The sequence below is a fragment of the Bordetella tumulicola genome, from assembly GCF_054779135.1.
The window spans coordinates 431,844-452,367 of the sequence record NZ_BAAGYU010000011.1 but is presented as its reverse complement, the minus strand read 5'-3'; the positions used below and the strand labels follow the sequence as shown (position 1 = coordinate 452,367).

16 protein-coding genes are annotated in these 20,524 nt (G+C 59.0%); 4 read left to right on the top strand and 12 right to left on the bottom strand.

The window, feature by feature from the left end; translation table 11 throughout:
- Positions 1–142 precede the first annotated feature (142 nt).
- Entirely contained in the window at positions 143–2,377 is a 2,235-nt protein-coding gene (locus ACYVDM_RS24295) for a FepA family TonB-dependent siderophore receptor (RefSeq protein WP_415792545.1), read from the top strand.
- A 143-nt stretch (positions 2,378–2,520) separates the two neighbouring features.
- On the opposite strand, the gene pstB is transcribed toward ACYVDM_RS24295, so the two are convergent.
- From pstB to ppk1, 5 genes are all read right to left on the bottom strand, one after another.
- Entirely contained in the window at positions 2,521–3,327 is an 807-nt protein-coding gene (gene pstB / locus ACYVDM_RS24290; protein WP_415792544.1) for a phosphate ABC transporter ATP-binding protein PstB, read from the bottom strand.
- 44 nt (positions 3,328–3,371) lie between these two features.
- Positions 3,372–4,229: a phosphate ABC transporter permease PstA gene (pstA, locus tag ACYVDM_RS24285; RefSeq protein WP_415792543.1), complete on the bottom strand. Its 858-nt coding sequence runs from the start codon at positions 4,227–4,229 to the stop codon at positions 3,372–3,374.
- A 32-nt stretch (positions 4,230–4,261) separates the two neighbouring features.
- Positions 4,262–5,278 (bottom strand): phosphate ABC transporter permease subunit PstC, encoded by a 1,017-nt coding sequence (gene pstC / locus ACYVDM_RS24280; protein ID WP_415792542.1) that lies wholly within the window; start codon positions 5,276–5,278, stop codon positions 4,262–4,264.
- A gap of 110 nt (positions 5,279–5,388) precedes the next feature.
- Positions 5,389–6,432 carry a phosphate ABC transporter substrate-binding protein PstS gene (pstS, locus tag ACYVDM_RS24275; RefSeq protein ID WP_415792541.1) on the bottom strand — a complete coding sequence of 348 codons (1,044 nt, stop codon included), beginning with the start codon at positions 6,430–6,432 and terminating at the stop codon, positions 5,389–5,391.
- 143 nt (positions 6,433–6,575) lie between these two features.
- On the bottom strand, positions 6,576–8,645 hold the full coding sequence (gene ppk1 / locus ACYVDM_RS24270; protein WP_415792540.1) for a polyphosphate kinase 1: 2,070 nt from the start codon (positions 8,643–8,645) through the stop codon (positions 6,576–6,578).
- Positions 8,646–8,830: 185 nt separating this feature from the next.
- Between ppk1 and ppx the strand changes: the two genes are divergently transcribed.
- A complete protein-coding gene (ppx, locus tag ACYVDM_RS24265) occupies positions 8,831–10,318 on the top strand; it encodes an exopolyphosphatase (RefSeq protein ID WP_415792539.1) in 1,488 nt (495 codons plus the stop codon).
- Positions 10,319–10,383: 65 nt separating this feature from the next.
- Here ppx and ACYVDM_RS24260 read toward each other — a convergent pair whose 3' ends face one another.
- From ACYVDM_RS24260 to ACYVDM_RS24240, 5 genes are all read right to left on the bottom strand, one after another.
- A complete protein-coding gene (locus tag ACYVDM_RS24260; protein WP_415792538.1) occupies positions 10,384–11,187 on the bottom strand; it encodes a GNAT family N-acetyltransferase in 804 nt (267 codons plus the stop codon).
- Positions 11,188–11,400: 213 nt separating this feature from the next.
- The gene (gene glmM / locus ACYVDM_RS24255; protein ID WP_415792537.1) at positions 11,401–12,744 is read right to left on the bottom strand and encodes a phosphoglucosamine mutase; all 1,344 of its coding nucleotides are present in this window, start codon (positions 12,742–12,744) and stop codon (positions 11,401–11,403) included.
- Complete coding sequence (folP, locus tag ACYVDM_RS24250; RefSeq protein ID WP_415792536.1) at positions 12,741–13,583, bottom strand: dihydropteroate synthase; 843 nt, start codon at positions 13,581–13,583, stop codon at positions 12,741–12,743. Before folP ends, glmM begins: the two co-directional genes overlap by 4 nt.
- Positions 13,584–13,612: 29 nt before the next feature.
- Positions 13,613–15,505, bottom strand: a complete 1,893-nt coding sequence (ftsH, locus tag ACYVDM_RS24245) for an ATP-dependent zinc metalloprotease FtsH (RefSeq protein WP_415792535.1) — start codon at positions 15,503–15,505, stop codon at positions 13,613–13,615.
- A 145-nt stretch (positions 15,506–15,650) separates the two neighbouring features.
- On the bottom strand, positions 15,651–16,286 hold the full coding sequence (locus ACYVDM_RS24240) for an RlmE family RNA methyltransferase (protein ID WP_415792534.1): 636 nt from the start codon (positions 16,284–16,286) through the stop codon (positions 15,651–15,653).
- Positions 16,287–16,304: 18 nt separating this feature from the next.
- Here ACYVDM_RS24240 and ACYVDM_RS24235 point away from each other — a divergent pair, with 18 nt between their 5' ends.
- Entirely contained in the window at positions 16,305–16,916 is a 612-nt protein-coding gene (locus tag ACYVDM_RS24235; protein ID WP_415792533.1) for a YhbY family RNA-binding protein, read from the top strand.
- A 403-nt stretch (positions 16,917–17,319) separates the two neighbouring features.
- Here ACYVDM_RS24235 and greA read toward each other — a convergent pair whose 3' ends face one another.
- Complete coding sequence (gene greA, locus ACYVDM_RS24230) at positions 17,320–17,796, bottom strand: transcription elongation factor GreA (protein WP_415792532.1); 477 nt, start codon at positions 17,794–17,796, stop codon at positions 17,320–17,322.
- 521 nt (positions 17,797–18,317) lie between these two features.
- Positions 18,318–19,640, bottom strand: coding sequence for a solute carrier family 23 protein (locus ACYVDM_RS24225; RefSeq protein WP_415792531.1), 1,323 nt, complete (start codon positions 19,638–19,640; stop codon positions 18,318–18,320).
- Positions 19,641–19,846: 206 nt separating this feature from the next.
- On the opposite strand from ACYVDM_RS24225, the gene ACYVDM_RS24220 reads away from it, so the two are divergent.
- Positions 19,847–20,485 (top strand): histidine phosphatase family protein, encoded by a 639-nt coding sequence (locus ACYVDM_RS24220; protein ID WP_415792530.1) that lies wholly within the window; start codon positions 19,847–19,849, stop codon positions 20,483–20,485.
- Positions 20,486–20,524 lie beyond the last annotated feature (39 nt).

Sequence of the window (20,524 nt, the reverse complement as noted above, 5' to 3'; positions counted from 1 at the left end):
CAAGCAAAGTTTGGGCCAAAGCTTCGCTGACATAATCCTGTCAGCGGAATGCTATTGTAAATCATTCCCAATAACTCATATTCAGCGCGTCACTATATGCAACCGGTGGCGCGCTATTTATTGCGCACTCGGAGAATCCGGCATGTCTACGCCCCCGTTCAAGCGCCAGTATTTAGGCGCTCTGATCACTCTTGCCTTGTCTGGCACCGCCCTCGCCCAAAGCCAGGCAGACGCTCCACTGCCTAACGATCCCGCGATCGTGCAGGAGTTGTCCGCCGTCGAAGTCCTCGGGACGGCCGAAGAGGAGGTCAAAGAATCGCTGGGCGTGTCGGTGATCACCGCTGAAGAGATCCAGCGCCGCCCGCCGTCCAATGATTTATCGGACATCATCCGCCGCGAACCGGGCGTCAACCTGACTGGCAACAGCGCCAGCGGTGCTCGCGGCAATAGCCGCCAGATCGACATCCGCGGCATGGGCCCGGAGAACACCCTGATCCTGATTGACGGCAAGCCCGTCGAATCGCGCAACGCGGTGCGCTATGGCTGGAACGGCGATCGCGACACGCGCGGTGACACCAACTGGGTACCGGCCGAAGAAGTCGAACGTATTGAAGTGATCCGCGGCCCGGCCGCAGCCCGTTATGGCTCGGGCGCCATGGGTGGCGTGGTGAACATCATCACCAAGCAACCCAGCGACAAGCCGACCGCATCGGCGACGTACTACATCAATCAGCCGCAAGACAGCGACGAAGGCAACACGAATCGCGTCAATGCGCGCCTGTCGACACCGATCTCCGACACGCTAAGCATGCGTGTCTACGCCAACTACAGCAAGACCAACCCTGACTCCCGAGACATTAACGCGGACCATGCCGCCCTCGATGAAAATGGTGTGTCCACGACCGCCGGTCGCGAAGGGGTCATCAATCAGGACATCAACGCGCTATTCGCCTGGCGTCCCGACACGCGCAATACGTTGGAATTCGAAATGGGCTATAGCCGCCAGGGCAACCTGTTTGCGGGCGACACCATGAACAACGCGAACAACGCGTTCTCGGACAGCCTGTATGGCAAAGAGACCAACGCCATGTACCGCGAGAACTTTGGCCTGACACATCGGGGCAACTACGACTGGGGCACATCCCGCTCGGGCTTGTCGTACGAGTACACGCGTAACGCCCGCCAGGCAGAAGGGTTGGCTGGTGGCCCCGAGGGCGCACCCACGGACCTGGGTCGCGATACCGCGCGCCTGCGTTCGCTGCGGGCCACGAGTGAAGCCAGCATTCCCTTTACGCTGGGCTGGCAACAGGTCGCCACCATGGGCGTGGAATACCTGCATGAATCGCTGGACGATCCGTCGGGATTGCGCCAGACCTATGACACCGGCACCACGGGCACTGGCATCGACGGAACCCCAACGGATGGCCGTGCAAGCAAAACGAGCCAGGACAGCTATGCCCTCTTTGTCGAGGACAATATTCAGGCGGGCATGCGCACGATCCTGACCCCGGGCCTGCGTTACGACCACAACAGTGAGTATGGCGGCAACCTGAGTCCCAGCCTGAACATGTCCTTCAAGGCCACCGATACGTTGCGCCTGAAAGGGGGGATTGCCCGCGCCTACAAGGCGCCCAACCTGTATCAGTCGAACCCCAACTACCTGCTATATAGCCGAGGCAACGGCTGCAACGCCGTGGAGCCCAATTCGGGCGGTTGCTACCTGGTGGGTAACGATAACCTGAAGCCGGAAATCAGCATCAACAAGGAAATCGGCTTCGAGTACGACCCGGGCACCTGGCGCACCAGCGCGGCGTATTTTCGCAACGATTACAAGAACAAGATCGTTGCCGACACGGAATATGTTTATCGCCTGGGCAATGGCGCGCGCGTGCTGCAATGGACCAACAGCGGCAAGGCCATCGTCGAAGGCATCGAAGGCAATCTGTTCATCCCGTTGAGCCCGACGCTGGACTGGAACACCAATTTCACGTACATGCTGCAATCCAAGAACAAGGACACGGGCGAACCGCTGAGTATCATTCCCGAGTACACCATCAACAGTACGCTGGACTGGTTCTATACCCCCGAATGGTCGTTCCAGGCGAACGTGACGTACTACGGTAAGCAAAAGGGTCCTGACACCAACGTGCGTACGGGCGAAGAGATCATCGGTGAAGGTCGTCAGACCGTCAGCCCCTACGCCCTTGTCGGTCTGAGCGTGGGTTACGAGCCGAACAGCCATCTGCGTTTCCGCGTGGGCGTCAGCAACCTGTTTGACAAGCAGTTATACCGCGAGGGCAATGCCACCTCGGCAGGCGCGGCCACCTACAACGAACCGGGTCGCGCGTACTACGCCACGATGACGGTCACGTACTGATCACGTTCCGACGGGCGGGCAGGCGATGTGTGCATCGCCTTGCCCCAGGCGGTCAAACCGACCCCTGACACCTCAAAACAAGGGCCGGGCATCCACAGGATGCCCGGCCCTTGTTTTTACCGACCCCAGCGAGGAGTACAGGCTTAACCGAAACGTCCGGTGATGTAGTCTTCAGTTTCCTTGCGTGCCGGTTTCACAAAGATCTGATCGGTCTCGCCGTATTCCATCAACTCGCCCAGGTACATGTAGGCGGTGTAGTCCGAACAACGCGCAGCTTGCTGCATGTTGTGGGTCACGATGACGACGGTGTAGTCGCTTTTCAGCTCGGCAATCAGCTCTTCGATTTTGGCGGTCGAGATCGGGTCCAATGCGGAGCAAGGCTCGTCTAGCAGCAGCACTTCGGGTTTGATCGCCACGCCGCGGGCGATACACAAACGTTGCTGCTGACCACCTGACAGACTGTTGCCGCTTTGATGGAGCTTGTCCTTGACTTCGTTCCACAAGGCGGCCTTGGACAACGCCCACTCCACACGCTCGTCCATCTCGCCCTTGGACAAGCGCTCGAACAGCTTTACGCCAAACGCGATGTTGTCGTAGATGCTCATGGGAAACGGCGTGGGCTTTTGGAAGACCATGCCGACCTTGGCCCGAATCAAAGAGATATCGGTCTTGGAAGTCAGAAGATTTTCGCCGTCGAGGATGATTTGACCCTCGGCGCGCTGGCCAGGATACAGCTCGAACATCCGGTTAAAGGTACGCAGCAACGTGGACTTGCCACAACCCGACGGGCCGATAAACGCCGTGACCTTGTTTTCACGAATCGACATGTTCACGTTGCGGATCGCATGGAATTTGCCGTAGTAAAAATTCAGGTCTTTGACTTCAAGCTTGGATTTGAGGATGGGCGCAACCGGAGCAGCAGTTTGGCCAGCGGTGACAGTATTTTCCATGAGTTTTCCTGTAGCCGGCGCCTCTCAGGGCGCCAGCGTGGCAATCACGATTTGCGGAACAGACTACGAGCCATGATGTTGATACCCAGCACCAACAAGGTAATCAGCGTGGCGCCCGCCCAAGCCAGATCATTCCAATCCTGGAACGGGCTGGCCGCGTATTGATAGATCACGACCGGCAGGTTGGACATGGGCGCATTCATGTCCCACGACATAAATTGATTCGACAACGCGGTGAACAGCAGCGGCGCGGTTTCACCCGAAATACGGGCAATGGCCAATAAAATCCCGGTGATGATGCCGCTCTTGGCAGCGCGGTAGCAGACCAGGGTGATCATGCGCCATTTGGGACAGCCCAGCGCCGCAGTCGCCTCACGCAAACTATTGGGCACCAACAGCAGCATGGTGTCGGTGGTACGCACGACCACGGGAATCACCAGGATGGACAAGGCCAACGCGCCGGCCCAGCCCGAATAGTGTCCGACCTGCGCCACGTAGACGGCGTAGATGAACAAGCCAATGATAATCGATGGGGCGGACAGCAATACGTCGTTCAGAAAGCGTGTTGCAGGTGCCAACCAACCTCGCTGGCCGTATTCGGCGAGATAGGTGCCGGCCAGCACGCCGATCGGCGTGCCGATGATCGTCCCCACGACAGCCATCAAGACGCTGCCGACAATGGCGTTTACCAGTCCCCCCGTCTCGCCTGGAGGAGGGGTGATATCTGTAAACAGGGTCAGCGACAAAGCCGGCGCACCCTTGAACAGCAGGGTCAGAATGATCCAGAATAACCAGAACAGCCCAAATATCAGTGTGCCCAATGAAACGGTCAGCATGACCTTATTGAACAGATTGCGACGGCGATAAATGCCGTTGCTCATGTTGATTGGAGATTCAACCATGTTTTTCTTCCCGTAAACGTCCGGTGAGCCGATCAGGTCTTTTTGCCTTCGGAGGCAACAGCGCGTACCAGCAGGATCTTGGACAGTGCCAACACGACAGTGGTAATCAGGAACAGGATCAGACCCAGTTCCAGGAGCGCCGATTTTTGGAGGCCGCCCGCTTCGTTGAATTCGTTAGCCAGCGCCGAGGCAATGGAGTTACCCGGCGAGAACAGGGAATCCGGATACCGAAAGGCGTTGCCGATGACAAACGTCACCGCCATGGTCTCACCTAATGCGCGACCCAACCCGAGCATAACGCCGCCGATCACCCCCGTTTTAGTGAACGGCAGCACCACGCGCCACATGACTTCCCAAGTCGTGCTGCCCAGACCGTAGGCGGATTCTTTTAGCAGGGTCGGCACCAACTCGAACACGTCGCGCATCACCGCGGTGATGAACGGGATGATCATGATGGACAAGATCAGGCCGGCGGTGAAAATACCGATACCGAAGGGCGGACCAGCAAATATCCCGCCGATCACGGGCATGCTACCCAGCACAGAGATCAACCCCGGCTGCACGTACTGCTGGAAAATCGGAACGAAAACAAACAAGCCCCACATCCCATAAATAATGGACGGGATGGCGGCTAGCATTTCGATCGCTGTGCCGAGCGGGCGACGCAGCCAGGCCGGAGACAATTCGGTCAAAAAGATGGCGATACCGAAGGACACCGGCACGGCGATGATCAGGGCGATGGCCGACGTCAGCAAGGTACCGACAATGGGTACGATCGCGCCGTAGTTCTGCTGGACCGGATCCCAGTCGTTTTGCCACAAGAACGACAGGCCGTATTTGGCCAGCGTTTCGCGACTGCCATAAATAAGGGACAGCATGATGGCTGCCAACAGGATGAACACCAAAAAGGCGAACAGCCGGGTTGCATTCTTGAAGAACACATCCATCAGGGCGCTATTGTTTTTCTTCATAGGTGAAGGCGTACCGGTAGTGACGGAATCCGTCGGTCGAGACTGGCGTGGCACACCATTATCCAATACCGCGCTCATGGATAGGGTTTCCTTGAAATACGCTGAGGGAGAGACAGGGCTGGCGGCGCAGACTGACGCGCGGGCCAATAAGGTCCGCGCGTCAGTTTAGGTCTTACTCGTTAAGACGCTTACTTGGTCCAGACCGGCTTGCCATCAGCCGTCTTGATTTCGCTCCAGCTGGCGCGAATAGCGTCCGTCACGTTGTCGGGCAGCGGCACGTAGTCCAGCGCTGCGGCGGTCTTGTCGCCGTTCTTGAAGGCCCAGTCAAAGAATTCCAGAACCGCACGGCCTTGCTCGGGCTTGTCTTGAACCTTTTGCATCAGAATGAAGGTGGCAGCCGTCACGGGCCAGGAGTCAGCACCCGGTTCGTTGGTCAGCACCACGCCCATGCCAGGCGCACTCTTCCAGTCGGCGTTAGCTGCGGCAGCCGCGAAAGCGGTTTGCTCAGGTTGCACGAATTTGCCGTCTTTGTTCTGCAGTTGGGTCCAGGACAGATTGTTTTGCTTGGCGTAGGCGTACTCAACATAGCCGATCGAGTTCTTCAGCTGGCCAACGTAGGCGGCAACGCCTTCGTTACCCTTGCCACCTTGGCCGGTGGGCCACTTGACAGCCTTGCCTTCGCCGACCTTTTCTTTCCATTCAGGCGACACTTTCGACAGGTAGTTGGTCCAGCCAAAGGTCGTGCCCGAACCATCCGAGCGGTGAACCACGATGATGTCAGCCGAGGGCAGCTTCAGATCGGGGTTCAGCGACTTGACGGCAGCGTCGTCCCACTTCTTGATCTTGCCCAGGAAGATATCGGCCAGCACGGCGCCCGACAGCTTCAGTTCGCCCGGCTTGATGCCGTCGACGTTGATCACGGGCACGGTGCCACCGATCACAGCCGGGAATTGCAGCAGATTGCTCTTTTCCAGGTCGTCGGCCTTCAAAGGATCGTCCGAAGCACCGAAATCAACGGTCTTGGCCTTGATCTGTTGCTGACCACCGCCCGAACCGATCGATTGGTAGTTGACGGCCGTGTCAGTCGCGGCCTTGTATTCGGAGGCCCACTTGGCATACACCGGGTATGGGAACGAGGCGCCGGCGCCGGTTACATTGGCCGCCTGCACAGCGAAAACGGCGCTGCCCAGGGCAACGCCAACGGTAATTTGCTTAAATACGCGGTTGAACATTCGAATTCCTTCTGTGTTCGTTTAGGAGGTCGCGGCGGGCTGTTTCCGCCCGTCCGATCATCGACAGAAAGAATGTTAGAAGGCCAAGATGACAAGACTATGACAGTCATATACGAGAAATGTGACAGCCGAGCCCTGCGGTCTCATCCCAGGCGCTCCATGAGGAATTCGTGCAAATTAAAGGGTGCCCGGCGATTGCGCACCCGAGTGTATGTGCCATCGGTCTGCTGTTCCCAGGCCAGCTGATTGTCCCGCAAGGCAAAGGTAAACGCCTCGTCGATGACACGCTTTTTCAGCGCCTTGTCAGTGACCGGGAACGCGACTTCGACGCGGCGGAAGAAATTGCGGTCCATCCAGTCGGCCGATGACAGGTAAACGGGCTCTTCGCCGTCGGCGTAAAAATAGAACACCCGGGAATGCTCCAGAAAGCGCCCGATAATCGACCGAACCCGGATATTTTCCGACAAGCCCGGCACGCCCGCCCGCAGGGCGCATACCCCCCGGACCAGCAGATCGACCTTGACGCCGGCCTGACTGGCCTTGTAGAGCTCGGCGATGATCTGTTTCTCGAGCAGGGAATTCATCTTCGCCATGATCCGGGCGCGCCGCCCCGCCTTGGCGGCGCGGATTTCGGCCTGAATCAAGCCGATCATGGTCTCGTGCATCGTAAAGGGGGACTGCAAGAGGGATTTCAACGTGCGTCGCGCACCCAGCCCCGTCAACTGCGCGAAAACCTTGTCCATGTCTTCGCACAAGCGGGGATCGGCCGTAAGCAAGCCAAAATCGGTATACAGCCTGGCCGTACGCGGGTGGTAGTTGCCTGTGCCCAGGTGAGCATAGCGGCGCAATTTGCCCTTTTCACGACGCAGTACCAAGGCCATTTTGGCGTGCGTTTTATGGGCAACCACGCCATACACGACATGTGCTCCCACCTCTTCGAGACGGGCGGCCCAGTTAATGTTGGTCTGCTCGTCAAAGCGCGCCATCAGTTCCACGACGACGGTGACTTCTTTGCCCGCCCGTGCCGCCGCCAACAGGATCTGCATCAACTCGGAATCTTCGCCAGTCCGGTAAATAGTTTGCTTGATCGCCATCACGTCCGGATCCAGCGCCGCCGCTGTCAGAAAATCGATCACCGGCTGGAATGACTGATACGGGTGATGCAGCAGTTGATCCGCCTTTGCGACCGCCGCAAACAACTCGGCCGGCTTGTCCGAGACCCGGTCAAAGGGTGACGGCATGCTGCCGTGGTAGGGTTCAAATAGCAGATCAGGACGCGTCTCGTCATTGCACAGTTGCATCAGGCGAGACAGGTTCACCGGACCATTGACGCGATAAGTGTCTTCGGGAGCCAGCGAGAATTCATTCTGCAGGTAGGTTTCCAGGTCTGCTGGCGTCAACCGGTCAATCTCCAGACGCACCGCCGCCCCGAAGTTGCGCTGCGACAGCTCGCCCTGCAAGGCTTGGCGCAGATTGGTAACTTCTTCTTCGTCGACAAACAGGTCGCTGTTGCGCGTCACCCGCCACTGGTAGCAACCCAGCATTTCCAGCCCCGGAAAGAGCTCACCCACGAACGCCCGCATCAGCGAGGTCAGCAGCACGTATCCCTCGGGCTTGCCAGACAGCTTGACGGGCATTTTGATCAGACGAGGCAATGCTCGCGGCGCCTGCACAATGGCAATCGATGCTTGGCGGCCATAGGCGTCCACCCCTGACAAGGCCACGATAAAGTTAAGACTCTTGTTGTAGACCCTGGGAAACGGGTGGGCGGGATCCAGGCCGATGGGCGTCAGCAACGGCATGACGTCGCGCTTGAAGACTTCATGCGCCCACTGCTGCTGCTCGGGATTCCATTCCGACGCGTGCAGCAACGCAATCCCCTCGGCGTCCAGACGAGGCAAAATTTCGTCGTTCAGCAGACTATATTGGCGCTCTACCAGTTTGTGAGCGTGATTCTGTACCCGGTCAAAGGCTTCGCCGGGCGTCCTGCCATCGTCGCCGTGCAGCGTCGGGTTCTGGCGCAACTGCTCTTTCAGGCTGGACATACGAATTTCAAAGAATTCGTCCAGATTCGAGCTGACAATACAGACGTAGCGCAAACGCTCCAGCAAGGGGACCTGCGGGTGCTCCGCCATCGCCAAGACCCGTTCATTGAATTTCAGCAAAGAAAGTTCACGGTTTAGAAACGGGGACTCAACTAGCGATGTGGACATACGGGGTTCCATCCCAAGATTCAGGAGCAAAAGCTGCGTTTTACTACAGTAATGTGACCATTCCATGACGAAATGGTGATAGCCCGCTAGCGTACGTCAAAACCCGAGATTCTGGCGATCCGATCAGGCACATTCATCTCCGTTCTCTATAATTGCAGCTTCTTACAGCCTTAACGACCTCCAGCATGGATCATCTCCTGGCAGCCGTAGACCTCGGTTCGAACAGTTTTCGCCTGTCTATCGGACGAGTTGTCCAAGACGAAAACGGACAACAGATTTACCAGGTCGACGCCCTGAAAGAAACCGTGCGGCTGGCGGCCGGACTGGATCAGAACCGACGACTGGACGACGCTGCCATCGACCGTGCCGTCGCTGTACTGGAACGCTTTGGCGAGCGTTTGCAGAGTTTTCACCCCAGTCGGGTGCGTGCGGTGGCGACGAACACCTTTCGCGTCGCGCGCAATACCGAGGAATTCCTGCCGCGTGCGGAGGCGGCGCTGGGTTTTCCTATCGAAGTCATCGCCGGACGCGAAGAAGCCCGACTGATTTTTTCCGGTGTAGTGCACTCCCTGCCCCCTTCGACCAACAAACGCCTGGTCATCGACATCGGCGGCGGGTCGACCGAAGTCATCATCGGCAAGGATTTCGAGCCCGCGTTAATGTCATCCCTCTATATGGGATGCGTCAGTTATAGCCGTGATTTTTTCCCCGACAGGATCGTTGATGCGCACCAGATGAAGCAGGCCGAGCTGACCGCTCGCCGCGAAATCGAAGTCATCGCCAAGCAATATCGAAAAATGGGCTGGAAAGAAGCCTATGGCTCTTCGGGTACCGCCAAAGCCCTATACGCCATCCTGACCGAATGCGGCTTTTCCGATATCGGCATTACCCGGGCAGGCCTGGGCAAACTGAAAGACCGCATCATCAAGTCGGGCCAAGTCATTCCCGATGAATTGCCGGGCATTAAAGTGCATCGCGCCGACGTGCTTCCAGGCGGTTTGGCGATCATGATCGCCCTCTTCGACGAACTGGGCATTGAAGTCATGCACACCGGCGACGGTGCATTGCGGGTGGGCGTACTGTACGATTTGCTGGGCCGTGACGCAGCGCATGACACGCGCGATGAGTCGGTACATCAATTCATGAAGCGCTATCACATCGACAATAATCAGGCCCAGCGTGTACGTGAGGCGGCACTCGCGTTTTTTGATTCGATTTACGCATCTGATAAAGAGCATGCCGACCTGCGTAACGCGCTAGGCTGGGCAGCCAATCTGCACGAAGTGGGTTTGTCTATCGCTCACAACGCCTATTACAAACATACGGCGTATGTGCTGGACAATGCGGACATGCCAGGCTTTTCCCGCGCCGATCAGCAGTTGCTAGCGTTACTGACGCTGGGACACCAAGGCAAACTGACCAAGCTCGAATCCATGGTGCGCAACCGCAGCCAGTGGATTGCTATTTTGTGTCTGCGTCTGGCGGTGCTGCTGATGCGCCGTCGTACCGATATCCCCCAACTGCCCCTGAGCGTGTCGGTACGGGACGAGTCTATCGTAGTGCGGGGGAATCAGGCTTGGTTGACCAAGCATCCACTCAGCGACTTTACTCTGCGTGCCGAAGAGTCAGAATGGCGAAAAGTCGGTTTCTCTTTCGAGTTGCTTGAGTTCTAGGCGAAATGAGCGCGTGGCCTTGCGAATGAGCCGGATGCGCAATCGCTTGAGCAGCCGGCGCATAATCAAAGCACCTCGGAAGTCGCGGGGTCCAACCCGAAATGACGCCGATAACGGGTATCCATGCAGGTCATGTCCAACAGCACCGGAAAATCGGCCGCATTGAAATCGGGATCCCAGGCGGGCTCGCCACAGATACGCGCGCCGAGCTTGAGATAGCCCTTGATGAGCGGCGGTACGCGAGCGGGCAGCGTGCTGTTCAGGCGCTCTACCGGATAGCGATGCAGGGGTTTGACGCGGGGCAAGCTGGCGTCTTGCAGACTACCCGAGACATTGCGCCAGACCTCGGCGGCAGTGACGCCGTCGTCGCGCAAACTCACGCTGGCACACCCCAGCATGTAACGATAACCGCCACGTCGCATGAACTCGGCCAAACCGGACCACAACAGCATGATCGCCGCGCCGCTGCGATGATCGGCGTGGGTACATGAACGCCCTACCTCGACCAACTCACTGCGCAACGTTCCGAGCGGAGTCAGATCAAATTCGGATTCGGAATAGTAGCCACCCGCTTCGCGGGCCTTTTCAGGGGTCAGGATACGGTATGTCCCCACGACCCGGCCGGTATCGAGCTCTCGTACCATTAGGTGTTCGCACCAGGGATCAAAACGGTCTTGCTCGATGCCATCATGCGCATCGGGAAAAACGACCCCCATGTCTTGGGTAAAGACCGAGTATCTCAAGCGCTGGATCTGCTCGACCTCGTCGGCCGTGCGCGCCAAGCCCACGACCAGGACATGCCCGGCCGATCCTGCGACCCAGGGTTCGGCGTTTTCACGCCTGGCATCGATACGTGCTAGTTCGAGCATTGCACAGGACTCCTTGATGTGCAGACAGTGTGGAGGCCGGATATGTCAGGCTTCTGACAAAAAAATGACATGACTATGAAGTTTACGCCGATCAAAATTGTGTGAAATAAAAACAAAATGCATCTAAACACAATAAACGCGACGATGGAACAAAAAAAGGGCCGGTTCCGCGGGGTCCGGCCCATACATGCTGCCTGTTGTACGCCGAACCGATCAGTTCAGGCTGGCCGCCAGTTTTTCAGCGCTCGCCTGAGCCAGATCCGCGTCTTCGGCTTCGACCATCAAGCGTAATTTGGGTTCAGTCCCCGACGCACGAATCAATACCCGGCCACGCCCGGCGAGTTCGGCCTCCACAGCACTTTGCGCCGCCATCAGGCCGGCGTGAGATTTCCAATCAGTCCCGGGCACCCAGGGCACATTGATCATCTTTTGCGGATACATGCGCAGTTCGCTGATCCATTGGGCCAGGCTTTCGCCGCTGCGCTGCAAGGCTGTCAACACCTGTAGCGCGGCGATGATGCCGTCGCCCGTAGTGTGACAATCCAGACACAGCAGGTGCCCGGAGCTCTCGCCCCCGTACAGCCAGCCGCGCGCCTGCATTTGCTCCAGGACGTAGCGGTCGCCGACCTTGGCGCGTTCGAACCCGATACCCAGGCGTTGCATCTGCAATTCGAACCCGTAGTTCGTCATCAGCGTACCGACCACGCCGTCGACCGGCCCTTGTGTCATGCGCTCTCGGATGATGGCGTACAGCAGTTCGTCACCGTTATAGACACGCCCCTCGCCATCGACCATCTGCAGTCGGTCGGCGTCGCCGTCCAGGGCAATACCCAGGTGAGCACCGCGCGCCTTGACGACCTTGGCCAGCGCTTCGGGATGCAAGGCGCCGACCCCGTCGTTAATGTTGAAACCATCGGGCGAGACGCCAATGGCGTGCACATCAGCCCCCAGCTCACGAAACACGTGCGGAGCCACGTTATAGGCCGCGCCATGGGCGGCGTCGACGACGATTTTCAGGCCATTGAGGTCAAGCTCGTTGGGAAACGTGCTTTTGCAGAATTCGATATAACGCCCCCCTGAGTCTTGCATGCGACGCGCGCGTCCCAATGCCTTGGAGCTCACGCAGTCCAGCGGCTCGTCGAGTGCGGCTTCGATCTCGGCCTCGACTTCGTCGGGCAGCTTCATCCCTTGCGCCGAGAAGAACTTGATCCCGTTGTCTTGATACGGATTATGTGATGCGCTGATCACGATACCCGCCACCAAACGCAAGGCCCGGGTCAGGTAGGCCACTGCCGGCGTCGGCACCGGGCCCGCCAGCAACACATCGATACCTGCGGCGGATAGACCGGCTTCGAGTGCCGACTCGAGCATATAGCCCGAGATACGGGTGTCTTTACCGATAATGACTTGAGGGCGGTTATGCCCGCGTTCCGTATGCCGACGGAACAACACGCGTCCCGCCGCATAGCCCAGACGTAGAGCAAAAGCGGCGTTGATAACCTCGCCGCCCACCTCGCCACGCACCCCATCGGTTCCAAAATACTTGCGTTGCGTCATAGTTGTATAGCTCCTTGCTCGGATGCTTGCCAGACCTTGAGTGCGTCAACCGTCTCTGCAACATCATGAACACGCACGATAAAAGCCCCCCGTGCCACGCAAGCCAACGCGCCGGCAATACTGCCCGCTAGACGATTCGCCACGGGTTTGCCGGTAGCGTCGCCTATCATGGTCTTGCGTGACAACCCGGTCAGCAATGGATAACCGGAGGCTCGCAGGCTGGAGAGCCCGCGCAATAGTTGATAGTTGTGACTTGCCGTCTTGCCAAATCCAAACCCTGGATCCAGCACGATGCGCTGCGGATCGACCCCGGCGGCGCGCAGTTGTTGCACACGGTCGGCGAGAAACACATCGACCTCACCCAGCAGATCAGTGTATTCCGGTGCCCGCTGCATGGTGCCCGGCTCGCCCTGCATGTGCATCACACACAATCCGCAACGCGACTGCGCCACGGCGTCGATCGCTCCCGGCTGACGAAATGCATAGATGTCGTTGATCATGTCAGCGCCAGCATCCAGCACGGCGCGCATGACCTCGGGTTTGAAAGTGTCAATGGATAACGGCACGCCACTATCACGCAATGCGTCGATGACCGGCAACAGGCGCGCCAGTTCATCCTGCACCGAAACGGGCGCAGCGCCCGGCCGCGTGGACTCGCCTCCCAGATCCAGGATATGCGCGCCCTGGTCGATCAAGCGGCGTGCATGACTGACCGCACTGTCCGTATCGGCGTGTTCGCCACCATCGGAAAAAGAATCGGGCGTGACATTGACGATGCCCATGACGAGCGGGCGCTCGAGATCAAACTCGAAGCGCCCGCATAGGAAGGTGTCACCCATATAAAACGACAGAGACCTGAAACAGCAGCTTAGACCGCAGCCGGTGTGCCATTGCCGTCCGTTGCCAGCCCGGTGGGCGGCGGCGTGTCGGCCGTGTCGGACGGGCCTTGCGGTGTTTTGGGAGGACGCGGAGGACGACCCGACGTGATATCCAAGATCTGATCGGCGTCGATGGTTTCCCACTCGAGCAACGCGCGGGTCATGGCTTCGACCTTATCGCGGTTGTCTTCGAGGATCTTGCGCGCCACGCCGTATTGCTCATCGATGATGCGGCGAATCTCGAAATCCACCTTTTGCATGGTGGCTTCGGACATATGGGTGGTCTTGGTCACGCTACGACCCAGGAAGACCTCGCCTTCGTTCTCGGCATAGACCATGGGGCCCAACTCATCCGTCATCCCGTAGCGGGTCACGATGTCGCGGGCGATCGCCGTGGCGCGTTCGAAGTCGTTCGAGGCGCCCGTGGTCATCTGATTCATGAAGAGTTCTTCGGCAATACGGCCACCGAACAACACAGCGATGGTATTGAGCAGGCGCTCCTTGTCCATGCTGTAGCGGTCGCCTTCAGGCAACTGCATGGTCACGCCCAGCGCACGACCGCGCGGGATAATGGTGACCTTGTGAACAGGATCGGTCTTGGGCAGCATACGCGCCACGATGGCATGGCCAGACTCGTGGTAAGCCGTGTTTCTGCGCTCTTCTTCGGGCATGACGATCGAACGACGCTCGGCGCCCATGATGATCTTGTCTTTGGCTTTTTCGAAGTCGGTCATGTCGACGGTGCGACCATTGCGACGCGCCGCGAACAAGGCGGCTTCGTTCACCAGGTTGGCCAGATCAGCGCCGGAGAAACCAGGTGTACCGCGCGCCAGGATGTTGGCATCGATGTTGGTCGACAGCGGCACTTTACGCATATGAACACGCAGAATCTGCTCGCGGCCACGGATATCGGGCAGCGGCACCACGACTTGTCGGTCGAAACGACCCGGACGCAGCAACGCGGGATCCAGCACGTCGGGACGGTTGGTGGCAGCGATGACGATCACGCCCTGGCCCGACTCAAAGCCGTCCATTTCAACCAGCATTTGGTTCAGCGTCTGCTCGCGCTCGTCGTTACCGCCGCCCAGACCGGCGCCGCGCTGGCGACCCACGGCATCGATTTCATCGATAAAGATAATGCAAGGCGACTGCTTTTTCGCGTTTTCGAACATGTCGCGCACGCGGGCAGCACCCACACCGACGAACATTTCAACGAAATCCGAACCCGAAATACTGAAAAACGGGACTTTGGCTTCGCCGGCAATGGCTTTGGCCAAGAGGGTTTTACCGGTACCGGGCGAGCCCACCATCAGGACGCCACGCGGGATACGGCCGCCAAGCTTTTGGAACCTGCTGGGGTCACGCAGGAAATCAACCAGTTCCTGAACGTCTTCTTTGGCCTCGTCGCAGCCTGCCACATCAGCAAACGTGATCTGGTTCGTGTTTTCGTCGAGCATGCGTGCACGCGACTTGCCAAAGCTGAACGCACCGCCACGGCCGCCGCCTTGCATCTGGCGCATAAAGAACACCCAGACCCCAATCAGCAGCAGCATCGGGAACCACGACACGAAGATGCTCATGAGTAAGGAGGGTTCTTCGCGGGCCTTGCCCGAGACGTCGACACCGTACTTGAGCAAATCGGACACCATCCAGATGTCGCCCGGCGACGTCAAGGTGTACGAACGGCCCGTATCAGGGGTGACATACAGAACGTCCGCCTGCACATCTACCTTGCGAATACGGCCTGCCTTGGCATCCTCCATGAACTGGGTGTAGCTCACGCCATCTTGCGTTTGAGCACGACCGTCGAACTGTTTGAATACCGTGAACAGGACCAGTGCGATCACCATCCAGACCGCGACTTTAGAAAATGAGTTGTTCAAGGTAGATCTCCTGCCCTTTGATTCCGACCGGCAACTGTGCCCCCGCGTATATGGCACAGTCACAAGTATGTCAATAGTTCATTCTACCCTGTCGGCGCCGATTCCGCCCGGCCGTCCCACGGGTAGCTGTATACAACGGTAAAAATTAGTGCTTCAGGTCGCGCGCCACCAGGAAGGTCTCCGAGGACTTGTCCCGGGAAGCTTTTGGTTTGCGTTCCACCACGCGCTTGAAGTGCTGTTTGAAGGTTTGCACGATCTGCGAAAAACCGCTGCCGTGAAAAGCCTTGACGATCAGCGCACCATCAGGCTTGAGGTGGTTGCGGGCGAACTCCATCGCCAACTCGCAGACATGTTGAATGCGCGCGGAATCAGCAGAACTCACACCAGACAAGTTGGGGGCCATGTCGGAAATCACAAGGTCTACCGGTTGGCCGCCGACGATTTCTTGTAACTGTTTCAAGACTGCGTCGTCACGAAAATCCCCCAGGATGAACTCGACGCCCGCGACGGGCTCCATCGGCAGGAAGTCCAGCGCGATAATACGACCATCGACCACCCCGCCGGGGCCGGCCAGGCGCTCACGCGCCACCTGCGACCAGCTGCCCGGCGCAGACCCGAGGTCGACCACCACGTCGCCACGGTGCATGAGCTTTTCCGTGTCGAGGATCTCGATTAGCTTAAAGGCAGCACGCGCCCGATAGCCCTTTTGTTGCGCCATCTTCACATAAGGGTCGTTGATGTGCTGGTGGATCCAGTCTTTAGAGAATTTCTTTTTGGCCATTACCGTACAATTCCACACATGCCTATATTAGAACTCACCTCACGCGAGCGCAGCGAATTGCGCTCGGCCGCCCACCCGCTGAGCCCGGTCGTCCTGATCGGCGACAACGGGCTGACCGACGCGGTCTTGAAAGAAATTGATCGCGCCTTGACGTCCCATGGGCTGATCAAGGTACGCGCCGGCGGCAGCGACCGCAACGAGCGCGAGGCCATGCTGGCGACGATCTGCGAGACGCTATCGTGCGCGGCGGTGCACCATTTGGGCAAGATGCTGATCTTGTTCCGCCCGCTGGCCGGCAATGTTGCCGCCGCACCCGACGAAGACACCACCCCCGTCCGACGCAAGCCATCTGAGCCGCATACGCCCAAAAAGCTGGCAGCTGAAGGCAAGACCTTGTCCAAAGCGCGTCCCGCCCGTGCCCGCAAATCGGCGCCCGTCGAGCCCAAGGCCCGCTCGCGCACAGACATGATGTTCAGCACCACGGACCGCCCGACTCGCCCATCCACCAAAAAACCCGCGTCAGCGTCGCCGCATGGTATTCCGCGCCGTTCAGGCAGCGCGCTCAGCCTGCGCGCCGGTACCCGTAGTGGCATGCGCGCATCAGCCGGGCGCAAGAGCACCAAGCGATAAATAAAAAATAAAACGGTATGGCCAATGGCCAGACCCAGAATCAACAAAACGCCAATCCCTACGGACTTGGCGTTTTTTTTGCCGCTGAGCCGCCCCAAGGCAGAAAGGTGCCCCATGGGAGGGCAGCAAGCCGAAGGCGCCGCGTGGAGGCCTTTTTGCCGCCGGGCCGCCCCAAGGCAAAAATGCCCCCTTGGGGGGCAGCAAGCCGAAGGCGCCGCGTGGGGGCCTTTTTGCCGCCGGGCCGCCCCAAGGCAAAAACGCCCCCTTGGGGGGCAGCAAGCCGAAGGCGCCGCGTGGGGGCCTTTTTGCCGCCGGGCCGCCTCAAGGCAAAAATGCCCCCTTGGGGGGCAGCAAGCCGAAGGCGCCGCGTGGGGGCCTTTTTTTCGAGTGGTCACCCGTCAGATCACAAGTAACGCACACCCAGGACTTCGTACTCGCGGACGCCCGAGGGGGCCTTCACCTCGACCACGTCGCCTTCGGATTTGCCAATCAGCGCACGTGCCACGGGGCTGGAAACCGAGATCAGGTTGGACTTGATGTCGGCCTCGATGTCGCCCACGATCTGGTACGACAGACGGTTCCCCGAATCCAACTCTTCGATATCTACCGTGGCGCCGAACACCGCGCGTCCCTCGGCATCCAGCGTGCTGGGATCGATGATGTGCGCATTGGAAAGCGTCCCTTCAAGGTCAGAAATACGGGCTTCGATGAAGCCTTGGCGCTCGCGGGCGGCATCGTACTCGGCATTTTCCGACAGATCGCCCTGGGCACGAGCCTCGGCGATAGCGTTGATCACTTCGGGGCGCTCGATGGTCTTGAGCCGATGCAATTCGGCTTGCAAACGCTCGGCTCCGCGCGCGGTCAGAGGAATGGCAGGCATGTCGTTTCCCAAACAAAAAGTAGAAAACGCCCCGAATTGGAGCGTTTCGGTCAAAACACAGTTAGATTTTTGCCAGCGCCGCCCAAGCGGGGCTAGCGGGTGATACCAATAAAGATCAAACAAGCCGCAACGATCTGGACCCGGTTATCAGTGTTGGCTAGCGTTCCTGGCGACTTGTGTTGATCGCCCCCGCACCCGACGGGACAAGGGTGGCGACCAAAGATAAAGCCCCCACGCGGCGCCTTCGGCTTGCTGCCCCCAAGGGGGCGCTTTTGCCTTGGGGCGGCCCGGCGGCAAAACAAAACCCCGGCTCGGGTCAGAACCGGGGTAAGCAAGTCATTATTGTGGTCAAAATCGACGGGAATTGCAAGTCATTCAGAAACCAGTCATTTCGCTGCAATTCCGCGTAGTAGAGGCAATATAACGGGCGTTAGAAAGGGCCCAACCGTGGAATGATCAATGCCCCGTGAAGATATCAATAACGCGATCAACCGTGGCCAATCCTACCCTTGAACCATGACCTACACCACTTGGCGCCCGCTGCGTTGCAACAAGGCATACAAGATGATGGCGCCAAACGTTGCCGTCCCAATGCCGCCCAACGTGAAATCGCCCAGTTTGACAGTGAAATCCCCTGCGCCCAGAACCAGTGTGACAGCGGCCACAATCAAATTGCGGTTATCGCTGAAATCAACCTGATTCACCACCCAGATCCGCGCCCCGGCCACGGCAATCAGTCCAAACACCACAACGGACATGCCACCCAGCACCGGGCCTGGGATGGTTTGAATCAGCGCACCGAATTTGGGGGAAAAGCCCAGAAAAATAGCGATAATCGCCGCCACCACAAACACCAGGGTCGAATAAATACGCGTGACCGCCATCACACCGATGTTTTCGGCATACGTGGTCACGCCCGTACCACCCACGGCACCGGACAGCATCGTCGCCACCCCATCGCCAATGAAGGCTCGCCCCATATAACGATCTAGATTCTGGCCCGTCATCGCGCCGACGGCCTTGATGTGGCCAAGGTTCTCCGCCACCAGAATGATCGCGACAGGCACGATCAAGCCGATCGCATCGGCCTTGAAGACCGGCGCCACAAACTGCGGCAACCCAAACCATGCTGCCGCGGCCACGCCGGAAAAATCGATGGGTTTGCCAAGCTGCAGGCCATTGGCGCAAATGGCATAAATGACGCACGCCAACAACAACCCTACCAGGATCAATAACCGCTGGACCGTACCGCGGGTATAGACGGCAATGCCGCCCACGCACAACACCGTCACGATGGCCATGCCCGTATCAAAGCCCGAGCCGCCCATCGCTCCCTTGACGGCGATAGGCGCCAGATTCAGCCCGATCACCGCCACCACCGCACCGGTCACCACCGGCGGCATGAGACGTTCGATCCAGGCTGCGCCACCGTCTCCACGTGCATTCGCGGCCGCCACGACAACACCTATCAAGGTATAGACCAAGCCGCAGGCGATGATGCCCCCCAAGGCGACACCGATATTCGCATTGGCACCGGACCCTGCATAACCCGTCACCGCCACTACCCCGCCAATGAATGCAAAGCTCGAGCCCAAATAACTCGGCACTCGGCCACCCACGAACAGGAAGAAAATCAGCGTACCGATCCCGGACATCAGGATGGCGACGTTCGGATCAAAGCCCATGATCAACGGCGCCAATACCGTGGAGCCAAACATCGCCACCACGTGCTGCGCGCCCATGGCAATGTTCTTGGACGCGGACAGGCGCTCATCGGGCGCGATCACGACGCCGGGTACCGAATCATCGGCCAGCTTCCAGCGCGGGAAATAAGAGTTGGGCATGAAGTCCCCTGTATTCAGACAGGAATAATTAGTCGGCGGGCGAAGTGTAGGGGCGAGCACGCCCGCCGGCAATCCGGTGATGCCCGCGCCGATGCCGCCGCTGGCTTTATCATGACGGACCGTGATGCCAAACCGCGTCCGCCGGCCTCCGGTATATCCTGTAGGCCACAGCAAACGCTGACCCAATCCCCTCACCCACCACAAGCATGACTGAAATCTGGTTTATCCGCCATGGCGAAACGCCCTGGAACCGCGAAGGCCGCCTGCAGGGCTGGCAAGACATCGAGCTCAATACCGCCGGACGCGACCAAGCCACGCACCTGGCAGCACGTCTGGCCGCCGGCGAGCATACCTTCACCGCTCTCTACAGCAGCGACCTGCAACGCGCCCACGCCACCGCCATTCCCCTTGGCGCCGGGCTGGACTTGCGCATCCGCGCAGAGCCGGGCATACGCGAACGCAGTTTCGGCATTCTCGAGGGCCTGGATCTTCATCGCATCGACGAACTCGCGCCCGAAGCCGCAGCGGCACGCAAAAGCCGCGACCCGCATCTGCCCATCGAGGGCGGTGAATCGCTAGGCCAATTCCAGGCGCGCGTCATTGCCACGGTGAGTGATCTCGCGCAGCGCCACGCTGATGAGCGCATCCTGGCGGTCACCCACGGCGGCGTGCTGGACATCATCTGGCGCCGGGCATCCGGCGTCGCCCTGGACGGTCCGCGTCCCGTGCCGCTGTTGAACGCCAGCATCAACCGCATCGGTATCGACGATCGTCAATGGCAAGTCCTCGAATGGGGCGACATCGCCCACCTGGATACCGAGTCCGCCAGCGACATCGTGCCGTAGGCACGCTGCGACGTGCGTGGGCCGGGCGATTAGTGGCTT